The organism is Halanaerobium praevalens DSM 2228 (assembly GCF_000165465.1).
Lineage (GTDB): Bacteria > Bacillota > Halanaerobiia > Halanaerobiales > Halanaerobiaceae > Halanaerobium > Halanaerobium praevalens.
The window spans coordinates 352,468-366,957 of record NC_017455.1; the positions used below are offsets into that span (position 1 = coordinate 352,468).

Annotated in this window: 11 protein-coding genes; 9 read left to right on the forward strand and 2 right to left on the reverse strand. The window is 29.7% G+C overall.

What is annotated here, in order from left to right:
• Window positions 1–165: 165 nt before the first annotated feature.
• The 9 genes from HPRAE_RS01570 (at window position 166) to HPRAE_RS01610 (ending at window position 12,597) form a co-directional block, all read left to right on the forward strand.
• On the forward strand, window positions 166–357 hold the full coding sequence (locus HPRAE_RS01570) for a YgaP family membrane protein (RefSeq protein ID WP_014552498.1): 192 nt from the start codon (window positions 166–168) through the stop codon (window positions 355–357).
• A gap of 137 nt (window positions 358–494) precedes the next feature.
• Window positions 495–1,121, forward strand: a complete 627-nt coding sequence (gene wrbA, locus HPRAE_RS01575) for an NAD(P)H:quinone oxidoreductase (protein ID WP_014552499.1) — start codon at window positions 495–497, stop codon at window positions 1,119–1,121.
• A gap of 228 nt (window positions 1,122–1,349) precedes the next feature.
• On the forward strand, window positions 1,350–2,840 hold the full coding sequence (locus HPRAE_RS01580; protein WP_014552500.1) for a hypothetical protein: 1,491 nt from the start codon (window positions 1,350–1,352) through the stop codon (window positions 2,838–2,840).
• A 1-nt stretch (window position 2,841) separates the two neighbouring features.
• Entirely contained in the window at window positions 2,842–3,606 is a 765-nt protein-coding gene (locus HPRAE_RS01585; RefSeq protein WP_014552501.1) for a DUF6063 family protein, read from the forward strand.
• The gene (locus tag HPRAE_RS01590) at window positions 3,599–8,083 is read left to right on the forward strand and encodes a coiled-coil domain-containing protein (protein ID WP_014552502.1); all 4,485 of its coding nucleotides are present in this window, start codon (window positions 3,599–3,601) and stop codon (window positions 8,081–8,083) included. The genes HPRAE_RS01585 and HPRAE_RS01590 overlap by 8 nt, the downstream gene beginning before the upstream one ends.
• Window positions 8,058–9,218: a Wadjet anti-phage system protein JetD domain-containing protein gene (locus tag HPRAE_RS01595; protein ID WP_014552503.1), complete on the forward strand. Its 1,161-nt coding sequence runs from the start codon at window positions 8,058–8,060 to the stop codon at window positions 9,216–9,218. The genes HPRAE_RS01590 and HPRAE_RS01595 overlap by 26 nt, the downstream gene beginning before the upstream one ends.
• A gap of 97 nt (window positions 9,219–9,315) precedes the next feature.
• Window positions 9,316–10,395 carry a GGDEF domain-containing protein gene (locus HPRAE_RS01600; protein WP_014552504.1) on the forward strand — a complete coding sequence of 360 codons (1,080 nt, stop codon included), beginning with the start codon at window positions 9,316–9,318 and terminating at the stop codon, window positions 10,393–10,395.
• 71 nt (window positions 10,396–10,466) lie between these two features.
• Window positions 10,467–11,438, forward strand: coding sequence for a D-2-hydroxyacid dehydrogenase (locus HPRAE_RS01605; protein WP_014552505.1), 972 nt, complete (start codon window positions 10,467–10,469; stop codon window positions 11,436–11,438).
• A 13-nt stretch (window positions 11,439–11,451) separates the two neighbouring features.
• A complete protein-coding gene (locus HPRAE_RS01610) occupies window positions 11,452–12,597 on the forward strand; it encodes a glycerate kinase family protein (RefSeq protein ID WP_014552506.1) in 1,146 nt (381 codons plus the stop codon).
• A gap of 95 nt (window positions 12,598–12,692) precedes the next feature.
• Here HPRAE_RS01610 and HPRAE_RS01615 read toward each other — a convergent pair whose 3' ends face one another.
• Complete coding sequence (locus HPRAE_RS01615) at window positions 12,693–13,685, reverse strand: aldo/keto reductase (RefSeq protein ID WP_014552507.1); 993 nt, start codon at window positions 13,683–13,685, stop codon at window positions 12,693–12,695.
• Between the two features lie 211 nt (window positions 13,686–13,896).
• Window positions 13,897–14,487: a hypothetical protein gene (locus HPRAE_RS01620; protein WP_014552508.1), complete on the reverse strand. Its 591-nt coding sequence runs from the start codon at window positions 14,485–14,487 to the stop codon at window positions 13,897–13,899.
• Between the last annotated feature and the right edge of the window lie 3 nt (window positions 14,488–14,490).

Sequence of the window (14,490 nt, forward strand, 5' to 3'; positions counted from 1 at the left end):
ATTTATTGGTACCTGGTTATAGTGAATAATTTCACTATAACCAGGTACCAATACGATAAGCCCAATATAAAAATAATAGTGTAAGCAATAATACAGAAAATTATAACTAAAGCTGATATTTTATAATTAGTAAGTAAATAAAGCTTAAGTTGAGGAGGGAAATAAATGAAAAATGTAGGCCAAATTGATAAATGGTTGCGAATTATTGTTGGTATTATTCTACTTTCAATGTTTTTCTTTGGTCAAGGAAATTCTTATGCATTTTTAATTTTTGGAATTATTGCTCTCTATACAGGTTTAACAAGAAATTGTATGTTGTATAAACTTTTGGGAATTAATACTCGAAAGGATAAATAGTTAATTTAATGGCCTAGACTAATGATTAGGATAATAAAAATATATTTTTAAATAAATTTTATTTTAAAGTAAATGCATACTTATTTTAATAAAGTTTTTAATTAAAATTTTACAAAAAAATTTGGGAGGTATAAATAATGACTAATTTATTGATCACATATTATAGTTCTTATGGACATATGTTTAAGATGGCCCAGGCAGCTAGAGATGCTGCAGCTGAACATGATGATTATCAGGTCAAACTTCGTAAAATACCTGAGTTAGAAGCTGCTGAAAAAGCAATGTCAAGCCAAGATCCCTACTTAGCAGCTCAAAAAGAGCAGGCTGAAATAACTGAAGTAAGCTTAGATGATTTAGAATGGGCTGATGGTATTGTTTGGGGTATTCCAACCAGATTTGGTAATATGCCAGCTCAAGTTAAACAATTTATTGATACTGCTGGCGGGCTTTGGGCCGAAGGTAAACTTGAAGATAAGGCAACAGGTATTATGAGCAGCACAAATACTATCCATGGTGGTCAAGAGAGTACAATTTTAACTTCAATGATGCCTTTACTCCATTTTGGAATGATTTATGTGGGTTCCACTTATGGCCAAAACCCAGAATTGAGTCAAGATAAAATACAAGGTGGTTCACCTTATGGTCCTTCTACAATTGCTGGTAGTGATGGGAGTAAATCGCCAACAGAAGGTGACTTAAAGATGGCTGGAAGACTTGCTAAAAGAGTTGCCAGAGTCGCTAAAGGTATTAACTTAACTAAGTAATTAATTTTGTTATTAGAAATATCCTTTTTATTAAATTAAAATAATAAATTTTATGCTACTCTAAAACCTCAGTTTTTAAACTGAGGTTTTTTCTATAGCTTAAAAGGATAATTTATTTACTTTTATTGATTATAATATTTAATAAAAAAGATTAAAGTTAATTGTAAATTCAGTCTAATTAATGATAAAATTAATTTATTCAATAAAACTAAAGTTGGAGAGGATTTTATGGAAAGAGCCAACATCGGTCTAAATGAAAGGCTAAAGAAAACCAAAGCTATAGCAGAATTGGGGCAGGGAATGGATACTGGTTCTTTAAGAGATTATGCCCATCAAATTGCTCTTTATCTTTTGCTGAAAGTTTTTAAAAGAGAAATTAATAATAATAACCAGCGCAGTCGCAGTGATTTAATTCAAATGACTATAGAAATTTTAAAAGAGATGGAGCTTCAGATAAAATTAGAAGAGGTTGCAAGGTTGGTAGATGGTGTTCTTTATGCAGGTGATCCTAAAAAACAATCATATTTTAAATTTAAACTTTATGATCAAAAAAGCCAAAGTTTTAAAGATTTTAAGTACCGTTATTTAATCCCTGACCGAGAATATTCCAAATGGGAACAAGGTGGAAAAACTATTTATCGTTTATCTGATATTTCACAAGAAATAATTTTTATTACTCGTGAAATTCTGCAAGAGTTTGGCTTTGATTTAGAACAATTTTATACACTGCAGTTAATAAAAAATGGGAATTTTAAAGAGGCTAAAGGTAGTGTCAGTAATTTAATTGCACGTGTACAAAATTTAATAAAAAAAGAAAAAGATTGGCGGGAAGACATATTACGCAATCCAGGCCTCATATTTTCTGCTTATAAAGAAAGGCGTCGAAAAACAGAAGCTCAAGTTAGAGAACAGTTTGCAGAAGAGAAAAAAGTATTTAGTGATATCTTTATTTGGCAAGAAAGACTTAATAATTTTGAAACTGCTGCTAAAAAAGAAGGAGAACTTTTATTTAAAGAATTAGAGCGGGCCCGAGAACTTCATGACCTTTTAGCTGATCTTACAGTTTCTAATTTAGCTTTAGAATTTAGATTACGCCGAGAAAGTCCTGAGCTTTTTTGGCAAACTTCACAACTTAGTTTTAAAAAAGATTTTTGGCAGAATACAATTGTTAAATCTGGATTAGCTAAAATTGATGATTTAGAAAAAATATTAAAACCACTTTTTTCTCCTCAACAAGACTTTATTTTTCCTTTAGATTGGGCTTGGTCTGAACAGCAATTATATAGGGAATTAGCAGAGGAACAAACAGATATTGAGCCAATAGAAATTGAAGCAGCACCTAAAAGACAAATTGACTGGGAGCTTGTCGTCGAACTTTGGCAGGATGTTTTTAAGCAATTATTAGTCAAAGGAGAATTTAATTTAATTCAACTTAATCATTTGAGTTTAGCAGAAAAAGAAAAGTGGTTAAGTCAAAAAATTAATTTAGAATTATTTATGATGTTTATTGTTACTAAGCTCGAACTTAAAGTAAAAAAAGATTATAAAGTTTTGGATGAGCGCTTAATACTTTTTAACAAATTAATTGAGCTTAAGCCAAAATTAGCCAACTTAGCCGGCCGACAAATTTCTGCAGAGCTTGTAGATGCTAAGCAAAGAGTAAATTTACTTGATCAGTTTGTTATTTCAGCTTATAAAATTTATCTGGAGGCAGATTAAAATGGGATTTAAACAAGAAGATTTAGAAAAAGGAGCAGCGCTCTTTTTTAAGCTTTTAGCAGAACAAATAATTTCTATCTCTGACCCCTTAGCAGAAGCATATAGTAAAAATAGTGAAATACATAATATTGTTCACACAATGGCTGCTGAGGCTGGTTTAAGAGTTTTTTCAACTCCGAAAAATGTACATTTAGTTTCTAGAGCTAGAGACTCTAATTTTGCTAATTCTTATACGCAGATGAAAGCAAAATATCCAGGTTTAACAAGAAAGCGCAAATTTTATTTAGCAAATATAATAATTTCTATTTTTTTAGCTGAAATTGATAAAGAAAATCATATCAGAATTAGATGGGAAGAAGAAGGTGTTTCCTATTATCATCTGGCAGATTTAGTGACAGCAACTTTAAAAAGCTGGTTAAAACGTCAAAGTGAAGAAGATTGTTTTAGTGAAAACTGGGCCCTTGCAGTGGAAGAAGTAGGAGAATTATGGTTAACTGAGTTTAGCCCCTATCGCTTAAATAAAGATGATAAAATTGAAGTTACTAGAACTAAAAACAATCAGCTTTCCTTTATTAATACTGCTTTAAAACCTTTAGTTAAACAAGGTTTAATTATAGATCAAAAAGATGAATTGAAACTTATTCCCAAGCCAGAACTATATGAACGTTTAGATGATCTTTACCATAAGCAGGAGCGCTATAAAAAATTTCAAAAATTAATAAGAGAAAGTCGCGAAGAATTAGAGGAGGAAAAGAAAAATGCCTAGGCTGAATAAAATTAGAATTACTGGTAACCGTTATGATGGTTTTAAAAAACAGTATCGTAATTCAATTTTTAGTTTAGATTCAAAGCATACACTTTTTACATTGCAAAATGGGAGTGGAAAAGGGGCAATGCTCCAGTTGATATTTCAGCTTTTACTTCCTGGTACTGCTTGGGGAAGCCAAAATGGTAATCAGTTAGAAAACATGTTCTATAATCGTTACGGAGAATTTAGACAATATACTTTTCATGTTGTACTTGAATGGAGTTTAGAGGGATCTGAGAATAAAAAATTACTTAGTGGAATTTGTGTTTCAGCTAATCAACATAAATTAGCAGGTGAAGAAGAACTCAAAATTGGTTTAAAATATTTTCTTTATACACATCAATATCAAAACAGAAGTCAATTTAGTTTAAAAAATTTACCTCTTTATCAGGAAGAAAAAGATAAAGTTCTGCAATATGATGAAATGGAAAAATTTGTTGATCAAAATAGGGCTGAACTAGTTAAATATTATAAAAGTTCAGTTTCTACTCCTAACTCTGAATATTATCAGTACCTAAGCAGTCATGGTATTTATCGTTCCGAGTGGGAAATCATGAAAAATATTAATCGCAGTGAAGGTGCACTAGAAAGACATTTTGCTAAAGCTAAAGATAATCAAGCTCTTTTTGATCAAATAATAATTCCAGCTGTGAGTGAAAGTATTAGTTATCATGATCAAGGTCAGAAAAAATCTTTAATTAATCTTTTTATAAATAATATAGAAATCGCTCAAGATTTGCCAGAATTATTATCTAGGGCTGATGATTTAAAAAAATTGGATTATTTAGTTGAGCCACTTTTACAAAATAGCCAAAAAGGACTGCGTTTACAAAATACAAAAGTAATGATTAGAGAGCGGGGAAATAATTATTTAAGAGGAATAGAAACCCGCTTATCCTTTTTAGAGAATGAATTAAGCCGCAGTCAGGCAGAAAAAGTTAAAACTAAAAAAAGTATTAAAAATCTTAAATTTGAAGCTGAAAATCTTAAATATGTTAAAAAATTGCGAGAATTAAAAAAATTACAAACAAACTTAGAGAGCAGTTTAATCAAAAAATCTGAGTCTGAAAAAACCTTAGCTGAAATTAAAGCTGAAAAATTACATTTAAAATTGAATCAAAAATATATCAAATTTGAAAAACTCAAAACAGAAATAGAACAACAAAAGATTAAAATTGATTTACTTAAAAAAAGACCAGAGTTTAATGATTTAGAGATTCAAATTAAAGATTTAAAAACAGAAATAGCGGCAGCAAGCTTAGACTTAAATACTAAAATCAAAAAATCTTTTACTGCTTATTATTCTTATCATAATTATTTAACTAAAGAGTTAAAAAGAATGGAGAATAAAGAGGATGAGCTAGAGCAGCAGTTTAGATCTAAACAGAAAATCAAGATTGACTATGAACAGCAAGCAAGAAACTTAAAAACAGAAAAAAATAAATTAGCTAGTTTTTTTAATTCTTTAGAATTAGAGACTCCAGCTTATTTACTCCAAAATTTAGAAAAGAAAGAGCAAAAATTAGATTCAAAGTTAGAAAAAATAGAAGAAAATTTAAAGGCAGAAACTAAAGCAGCAGCACATTTGGAAAATGAAAAACATCAAGTAGAAATTAAATTAGCTAAACAAAAATCTCAAGTTGATAATTTACAAATTAGTTTAAAAGATCAAAAAGAGGCAGAAGAAGATCTTTATTTAAAGATCTTAAAAAGCTTAAACTTAGACCAATTAGATGAATTTTATAGTAAAAAGTGGCTGCAGCAGAAGAACAAGAAAATTTTACAAATAATTAAAGCAAAAGAAAAACGTTTACAGAAATTAAGTGCTAAAAGTTTTGAATTGCAGCTTGATTTAAATTTAAATGATCAAGAATACTGGATTGCTAGTTTAGAACAGAAGCGGCTTTATCAAAAAATAAAAGAACTTGATATTTCTGTTTATTATGGTTCTCAATTTCTATTGGAAATGGTTGAAGATAGTCAAAAATACTTAAATGACTATCCACTTTTACCATATGGCCTAGTTATTATTAATCAGCTAGATTGGAAAAAGATAAAAGACAATATTTCACCAACCCAAATTTTTCATTCTGCAGTACCTATTTTTATTAATAATCAATTAGATCAAGTTGATTTCAGACTTCCTTTTAAGTTAGTCACAGGTCAAGAAAAAAATTTTATTAAAGCAAATAAAAATTTTGAAGATTGGTCTCAAGCTTTAAAAGATAAAGAATCAGAGTTTCAAGCAACAATTACTATTTTAGAAAATAAATTAAAAAAATTAAAAAAAATAAATTATCAAGCAGAAGCTAAACTGCAAAAAAAATCAGCTTCTGATTTAAAAATAGAAATGGAAACAGCAGCAGTAGAATTAGAAAATTTAGAAAAAGAAATTAAAAATTTAGCAGATAAAATTGAAATTAAAAATAAAAAAATTAGTGAATTAAAGCAAAAATATACTAAGACAGAGAATAAATTAAAAAATTTGAAAGATAAAAAGCAAAAAGTTGATATTTTTTTAGAAGCAAATAAAAATTTAGAGGCTAAAAAAGCTCGCTATCAAAAAACTTTAGCTGAGCTTGAAAATTTAAAACAATTAAGTTTGGAAAACAAAAATAAATGGCGGAGAATTCATGAAAATAAAGTGCAATTGAATAATGACTATCAGCAGTGGTCAAAAAAATATTATAAGTTTAGTACTGAATTAAAACAAATGCTAGCAAAAGAAGCATTTAAATTAAAAACTGATTTTAAAACAAAAGATTTAAATCTTTTTGCTAATCCAGAATATCCAGATTTTTATAATTTTGAGCAGCATCATAGTTATCAAAAATATGAAAGAATTATTCAGTTAAAAGAAAAAGAAGCTGACAAAGAGGCTAATTTAAAGTATTTAGAGCTGGATTTAAAAAATAAATCAGCAGAACTAGATCAGCTTAGAAATGAATTAGCTCAGCTAGCAGCTGACTGGGAACAGAGAGAATATAGTTTTAAAAATTTAAGACAAATAGAATTTGCTTTAGCAGAGCTGAAAACTCAATTAAATAAAATTGAAGCAGAAACTGAAGCATTAAAAGAAGATATTATTATCAAAAAAACTAAATTACAAGAAAAAAAAGAACATTTAAGAGAAAGAGCTGCTGAAATTAAAGCACGTTTTCATTGTTCTGTTAAAAATTGGGAAAATATTGAACTCAAGCCCAAAAAATTAGAAATCAAAAATCAATTAAAGGAAAATAAAGAATATCTTTTTAAATTAGAAAATATGATTTCAAATTATCAAGAAAAATTAGGAGAATATCGAGATTATAAGGGTAAGTTAGATTATTATGAGCTTAATTCAGCTAAAGGTGAATTAAATGCTGGAGTTAAGGCTGATCTTAAAGATTCGCCGGCAGCGGTTGTAAATGATTGGATAGCTGATTATAGGAAGAATAAAGCTAAAATTAAGTCTTTAAGAGAAAAAATTGAAAATAATTTTTATCAATTTAAAAATGATGTTCAAGTTAGTCTAGAAAATAATTATTTTAAAAATAAAGTCAAAGAAAATTTATTGCAGAATTTTAAGGCTAATGCTTATCAATATAATTTAGAAGCTCTTAATATCTTTAAAGAATATATAAATCATGCTTTAAATGATCTTTCTCATGCTCGAGATAAAGCTGAAGAAGCTAGAAATTATTGGGCAGAGCGTTCTGCTCTTCATGTGATGAGATTAATTAATTCGATGCAAGATATGATTAGCAAGATGGTTTATTATAATCAAAAGGGGATTGCTTTTCCTTTGGTAAAATTAAGAAGAACTGATCTGCTACCTGATGATAAGAAGGAAATTATATTTGAGCTTAGCCAATATTTTTTAGAACTAATTACTAAATTTAAAGAGCAAGATATTGAAATTGAAAAATTATCAGAGTCTAAACTTGAAAAGTATTGTGGAGATACTGCTCTCTTTTCTCGGGCACTGAGGGGTCGTTATCCAGTGCTTCAGGTTTATAAGATGACAGAGAAAAATGAATTTTTATATGCTAAACCACAATCTTATTTTTATTCAGACTGGGAATCTGTTATTAAGGGTAAAGGAAAAGCTACTGAAGGAAGTGGGGGCCAATCACTTTCGATTAATGCTTTTATGATGATGATGCTTTTAAATTATAAAAAACAAAATTTAGCTCGCACAAATCCTTGGACAACTCTTTTTTTAGATAATCCTTTTGGTAAAGCTTCAGCAGCTCATGTTTTAGATCCTATTTTTAAAATTGCTGATAAATTAAATTTTCAACTAATTGCTTTTGCTGCTCCTGAAATTATTAAAAGTGAAATTAGTGAACGTTTTCCAGTTTTTTGGGCCTTAGAAGTTGCCCATGATGATCAAAATCGAGGAACTATTGCGGGGGAGTTGGCTTCTGGTGCTCGAAAAAGAAAATTGGATTAAGCTGTTTAATAATTTTAAAAAAACAGAGCTTAAAAAAAGAAAACGATTTAATTTAAATGACTTAGAAGTTTATATCAAAGAAAAATTAGGAGGGGCTGCTTTTTATCAAGCTGCTGGAGGCTATCAAAAGTTTTTTCAGCTTTTAAAAAAATTAGAAGCTGATAAACAAATTAGCGCAATTAAAAGTTCTGATTTCAACCAACGCCGCCCTCAGCTTAAAAAGCGCTGGACATTAATAGAAGAGAAATTTTCAGGCTGGTCAGATAAGGATATTGTCAAACTTTCGCGGCTGCTGGATCTCAGCTATTATCTTAAAAGAAGCAAAAAACAGACTCCAAAATTGAAAATAATGCTTTTTAAAATAGCTAAATTTTTAAAAAATAAGCAGGAGCGCGAATGGGCCAGCAGAGAAGAGCGTTCTTTAGAGTTGTTTGGAGATGAAAAATTTCTAAATCAAAGTCAAGGTAAAAAATTATTAACTAATTTAAAATTAAATTTAGTTGATTTAAAGGCTGAGCATTATAAGCATCTTTTTGTTTACTGGACTTTAAATCCTACTCAAATTAATAATATCTTAATTATGGAAAATCATTCTGCTTTTATAGGAGCTAAAAAAGCTTTGGCAGCTGGAATTAATATTTTTAATCAAAATTTTGATACTGTAATTTATGGCCAAGGCAAAAAAATTGTTAGAAGTTTTTCTTTTTTAGAAGAACTTTTGGGACTAAAACCAGTCGAAGAAAATCAATCTTATTTAACAAATGAATTAACAAAGGCAGAAGAAAAATTAAAAGACGAAGCTCTTCGGGCTAAGCTTAATATTTATTATGCAGGTGATTTAGATCCAGAAGGATTAGCTATTTATACAAGTTTGAAAGCTAAATATCCTAAATTTAAAATTAAACTTTTAGGGGAATATTACCAATTACTTTTTAGACTAAATAAGGGACCTTATCCTTGTCAAAATAAGCAGCAGAAAAATATAAAAGTTCTCAAAGAAGTGATAAGAGAGCTGAAGCAGGCTAGTTTTGAAGACTTAAGCTTGGACTTTGAAAATCTTTGGTCTAAAAATTTAAGACTGCCCCAGGAATTAATTACTTTAGAAGTTTTAAAAAAATTCAAAGAGATTAATTAACTATTAGTTTTGGCTTAATTATGCTATAATTAAGAAATAATCTTATTAAGAAAAAATATTAAAAAGAATAGATTAATTAAATTAAGGAGAAATAGAGATGGAAATTAAAGATAAGGTGAGACTTAGCTTAGAAACAAAAATATTTAAAACTATTTTGATTTTTAATATAATAATTTCCATAATAAATATAGTAACAAATTCATTAATTGGTTTTAGTTTTTGGATTAGTCTCAAATGGGTAGCTCTATCTATTTTGGCTTTAGCTATTTTAGTTTTGAGTAGAAAGAAAAATTTTAGGCAATTTCAGTTTAGATTAAGTTATTTTTTGTTTTTAATTTTTGTATTTTTTCCTTTTGGCTGGTTCCAATCTGGAGGTAGTTCTAATAATAGCTTAGCTTATATTTTCTTAACTACAATTGCAATTTCTTTTTTATTTAAAAGAGGTAAAGTAAGAGATTTTCTTTTTTTTAGCTTAGTTTTAATTTTTATAATGCTTTATTGTATAGAATTTTTTTATCCTCATTTAATAATTTTTCATAGTCAAGAATCTCAGTTTTATGATCGTTTAATTCAAATCCCTTTAATTTTATATGCTTCTTATCTAATGTTAGAAAGGTTTTCTGATGCCTATAATCAGGAAAAAGATAATTTGAAATTATTGACTAAAAAATTAAGACTTGCTAATCAAAAATTAGAAAATATTGCTCACCGTGATCCTTTAACTAAAAAATATAATCGGCGGGCTTTTGACCAAGAGATAAAATCTATTTTTAAAGAGAAGTTACAGTTGCAAAAAAAGATTACTTTGGTTTTAATAGATGTTGATAACTTTAAAGATATAAATGATAATTATGGTCATGATAAAGGAGATGAGGTATTAGTTTTAATTTCCCAACGTTTAGAAACTTTTATGCCAGCTCAAAGCTTAATAGCACGTTGGGGTGGAGATGAGTTTGCAGTTATTAGTTATGAAGATGAATATCAGACTCAACTTTATTTAGAAAAATATTACCGTGAAATGGAAAATCTAAGTACAGAACTTGGCTTTAAAATTAGTTTTAGTGCTGGTTTAAGCTGTTTAAATCAAAAAGATACTGTAAAAAAAATTTTTCAAAGAGTAGATAAGCTATTATATGAGTCAAAAAGAGAAGGTAAGGCAAGATATAAATTATCTTAGATTATAAGATATAATATTAATTAAAAAAGCAGTTCTCGCTGAGGGCTGTTTTTAAATTGGAGGTTATAAAAATGAACATTGTAGCTTTAGATGCTTATGCTTTAACTCCAGGGGATTTAAAATGGAAGCAAATAAAAGAACTAGGAGAAATTGAGATTTACCAAAGTACTTCCGAAGCTGAAATTATTAAAAGAGCTGTGGGAGCAGATATTTTGTTAATTAATAAAACACCTTTAAAAAGTAAAACAATTGAGTCTTTAAAAAACTTAAAGTATATAGGAGTTTTATCAACTGGTTATAATATAGTTGATTTAAAAGCAGCCAGTGCTAATGATATTATAGTTACTAATATTCCTGATTATGGGACTGATTCTGTTGCTCAATTTGTTTTTGCTTTATTATTAGAACTAACTCAACAGGTTGGCTATCATAATCAGCAGGTGAAAGCTGGAGCTTGGACTGAAAAAAAATATTTATCTTTTTGGGATTATCCTTTAATTGAGTTAAAAAACAAGGTTTTGGGGATTGTTGGCTTTGGCAATATTGGTCAGCGAACAGCTGCATTAGCTTTGAGTTTTGGCATGGAAGTAATAGCTTTTGATCCAAATCCAAAAGTGAAAATTAATGATCCAGAAATTAAAACAGAAAAAATAAAATTTCTTAGTTTAGAAGAACTTTATTCTCAAAGTGATGTAATTAGTTTGCATTGTCCTTTAAATGATTCAACAAGAGAAATGATTGACCAAAAAGCAATTGCAAAGATGAAAGCAGGTGTAATTATTATTAATACTGCTCGCGGTCCTTTGATTGTAGAAGCTGATTTAGCAGCTGCCTTAAAAAATTCTCAAGTCAAAGCCGCTGCTTTGGATGTTTTAGCAGCTGAGCCGCCGGCAGATTCAAATCCACTTTTAAACTCTAAAAAGACCATTATAACTCCACATATAGCTTGGGCGACTGAAGAAGCGCGAGAACGTTTGATGACTATTGCTTATCATAATCTTAAAAAATTTATGGAGGGCCAAGTAATTAATCAAGTTAATTAAGGAGGTAATTTAATTGAATATTTTAGTTGCTCCTGATTCATTTAAAGGATCTTTGACTGCTTTAGAGGTAGCTGAAAATATTAAAGAAGGGATTAAAATTGCTGTTCCCCAAGCTAAAGTTGAGCTGCTGCCAATGGCTGATGGAGGAGAGGGAACAGTTCAGGCTTTAGTTGATGCTACTGGAGGCCAGATTATAAAAACTAAAGTGACAGGTCCTTTAGGAGCCAAAGTTGATTCTTTTTATGGTCTCTTAGGTAATAATAAGACTGCAGTGATCGAAATGGCAGCTGCTTCTGGACTTCTTTTGGTGCCTAAAGACCAAAGAAATCCTCTCAAGACTACTACTTATGGAACTGGAGAATTAATTAAATCTGCTTTGGATCAGGGAGCTGAAAAAATTATTATTGGAATTGGGGGCTCAGCTACTAATGATGCTGGAGTTGGGATGGCCCAAGCACTGGGTGCTCAAATTCTTAATGCAGCAGGTCAGCAGATAGGTTTTGGCGGTGGTAGTTTAGATCAGATAGCAAAAATTGATTTAGAGGGCTTAGATCCTCGACTGGAAAAAACAGAAATTTTAACTGCTTGCGATGTTGATAATCCACTTTTTGGTCAAAATGGAGCAGCTTATATTTATGCTCCTCAAAAAGGTGCTGATTCTAAAATGGTTAAAAAACTTGATCAAAAGCTGCGCTATTTTAATCAGAAGTTAATTGAAGAATTAGGGGAAAACATTAATGAAATTCCTGGAGCTGGAGCGGCAGGAGGCTTAGGAGCTGGTTTATTAGCTTTTTTAGAAGCTGATTTGAAAGCTGGAATTAAAATAATACTTGAGCTTCTTAATTTTGAAAAAAAGTTAGAAAATGTCGATTTGGTAATTACAGGAGAAGGCTGTTTAGATGCCCAAAGTCTGAATGGCAAAGTACCAGTTGGGGTTGCACATGCTGCTGCCCCAAAAGAAATCCCAGTTATTGCTATTGCAGGTTCTTTAGGCCCCAAAGCTGATAAAATTTTAGCCGAAGGTGTTAATTCATATTTTTCAATTATAAATAAGCCAGCAACTTTAGCTGAAATAATTGATCAGACTCCAGAGTTAATAGTTTCTTTAAGTGAGCAGATAATGAGAACAATTTTATTGGTACCGGGTACAGAAAAATAAAAAAATAAGTAGAAGGCTGAATACAAAAGCTGGTATGTCAGGCTTCTACTTTAACTAAGTGATAAAAATAACTTTAACCAGGTACCAACAAGCAATTATTTGGCCATAATTGCTTCAATAGCAGCTAGCTCTTCATTATTAAATCTTATATTGTTTAAACTACCAACATTTTCAATAATTTGCTCTACTTTGCTTGTTCCCACTAAAACTGAAGTAGCACCTTGTTCTAGAACCCAGGCTAAGGCCATTTGAGATAAGCTCTGGTTGCGATCAGCTGCAATTTGATTTAGCTTTTCAACTTTTTTTAATTTTTCAGCAGTAATACTATCTTTTTTAAGAAAGCCACTTTCTTTAGCAGCTCTCGAATCTGCTGGAATTCCATCTAAATATTTATCAGTTAATAATCCTTGCGCTAGAGGAGAATAAATAATCGAGCCTAAGCTCATTTCTTTTAATTTGGCCAAGAGATTTTCTTTTTCAGACCAACGATCAAAAATAGAATAGTTATACTGGTTTAAAAGTAAATCGATTCCCATATTTTCAGCAATTTCTACTGCTTTTTTAGTTTGTTGAGCATTATAATTTGAGATTCCAACATATAAGGCTTTTCCCTGTTTTTGAATCTGTTTTAAAGCTCCAATTGTTTCTTTAAGTGGTGTATCTGGATCAGGTCGGTGATGATAAAAGATATCTACATAATCAAGGCCCATTCTACTTAAACTTTGATCAATACTGGAAATTAAATATTTACGAGAGCCCCAATTTCCATATGGACCAGGCCACATATAATAACCAGCTTTAGAAGAAATAATTAGCTGATCTCGATATGGTTTAAAATCCTTTTCCAGCAAAATCCCCATTGTTTCCTCAGCTGAACCAGCTGGAGGTCCATAATTATTGGCTAAATCAAAATGAGTTATGCCTAAATCAAAAGCTTTTTGCAGCATTTTCCTTGCATTTTCTAAACTGTCAACTCCGCCAAAGTTATGCCAGAGGCCTAAAGAAATAGCTGGTAATTTAAGTCCGCTGTCTCCAACATAATTATAATTCATTTTTTGATAACGATCTTCTGCAGCTAAATAAGGCATTTTATCTCCTCCTATTTGAGATTAGCTTTTACTGTTTAAAATTATTATAACATAATTAGTACCAGGTACAAGTTATTTTTTTCACTTTAACCAGGTACCAAAAAGTTAAAAAAAAGACTCTAGTTTTAAAACTAGAGCCTTTAGCGATATATTGAAAGTTAGTTAGGAGTTGATCATAATTTTAAATAATAATTGAGATTAAAGTCAAAGCTTATTTAGCTTTTATAAATTCTATAAACTGATCAGTTTGATCTTTAATATTTGTCATTTCTTTTTCAGATTTTTGGCCAATAACAGCTTCTTGATTAACTAGTAATAAATTAAATTCTTTAGTATTAGCAAAAGCTTCTAAATCTGCTTTAACTTTATCCATAATAAATGGGTAATAATTTTTCTTTAATTCGTTTAGTTTTTTTGCTTCATTTTCTTCATCTTTAATATTTTCTTTTTCAACTTTATATTCTTCATAGATAGATTTAGTTTCTGGGTGAGCTGCCATTAATTTTTCAAAATCAATTTTAGCAGCTGAGTGATCTTTATTTTCCATTTCAGCTTCCTCAGCTTGATCAGTTTTTAATTCTTTTGGCATTTCTACTTCATTTAAGGTTTCAGCTTCAATATCAGTATCTGTTTTTTCATTGTTAATTTCATCTTTGGCAGATTGCTCAGAATTTATATTTTCAGTTATTTCAAACTTATTGTTTGTTTCTGGCTCCTCAGTTTTGTTTTTAGCATAAATTACCCCACTAAATATAATTAAGACTGCTAAACCAATTGCAATTATTTTTTTTCTGTTATTCATAAT

Coding starts and splice junctions, on each gene's coding strand:
- HPRAE_RS01590 (WP_014552502.1), top strand. CDS start 3,599: ATGCCTAGGCTGAATAAAATTAGAATTACTGGTAACCGTTATGATGGT.
- HPRAE_RS01620 (WP_014552508.1), bottom strand. CDS start 14,487: ATGAATAACAGAAAAAAAATAATTGCAATTGGTTTAGCAGTCTTAATT.
- HPRAE_RS01605 (WP_014552505.1), top strand. CDS start 10,467: ATGAACATTGTAGCTTTAGATGCTTATGCTTTAACTCCAGGGGATTTA.
- wrbA (WP_014552499.1), top strand. CDS start 495: ATGACTAATTTATTGATCACATATTATAGTTCTTATGGACATATGTTT.
- HPRAE_RS01570 (WP_014552498.1), top strand. CDS start 166: ATGAAAAATGTAGGCCAAATTGATAAATGGTTGCGAATTATTGTTGGT.
- HPRAE_RS01615 (WP_014552507.1), bottom strand. CDS start 13,685: ATGCCTTATTTAGCTGCAGAAGATCGTTATCAAAAAATGAATTATAAT.
- HPRAE_RS01585 (WP_014552501.1), top strand. CDS start 2,842: ATGGGATTTAAACAAGAAGATTTAGAAAAAGGAGCAGCGCTCTTTTTT.
- HPRAE_RS01600 (WP_014552504.1), top strand. CDS start 9,316: ATGGAAATTAAAGATAAGGTGAGACTTAGCTTAGAAACAAAAATATTT.
- HPRAE_RS01580 (WP_014552500.1), top strand. CDS start 1,350: ATGGAAAGAGCCAACATCGGTCTAAATGAAAGGCTAAAGAAAACCAAA.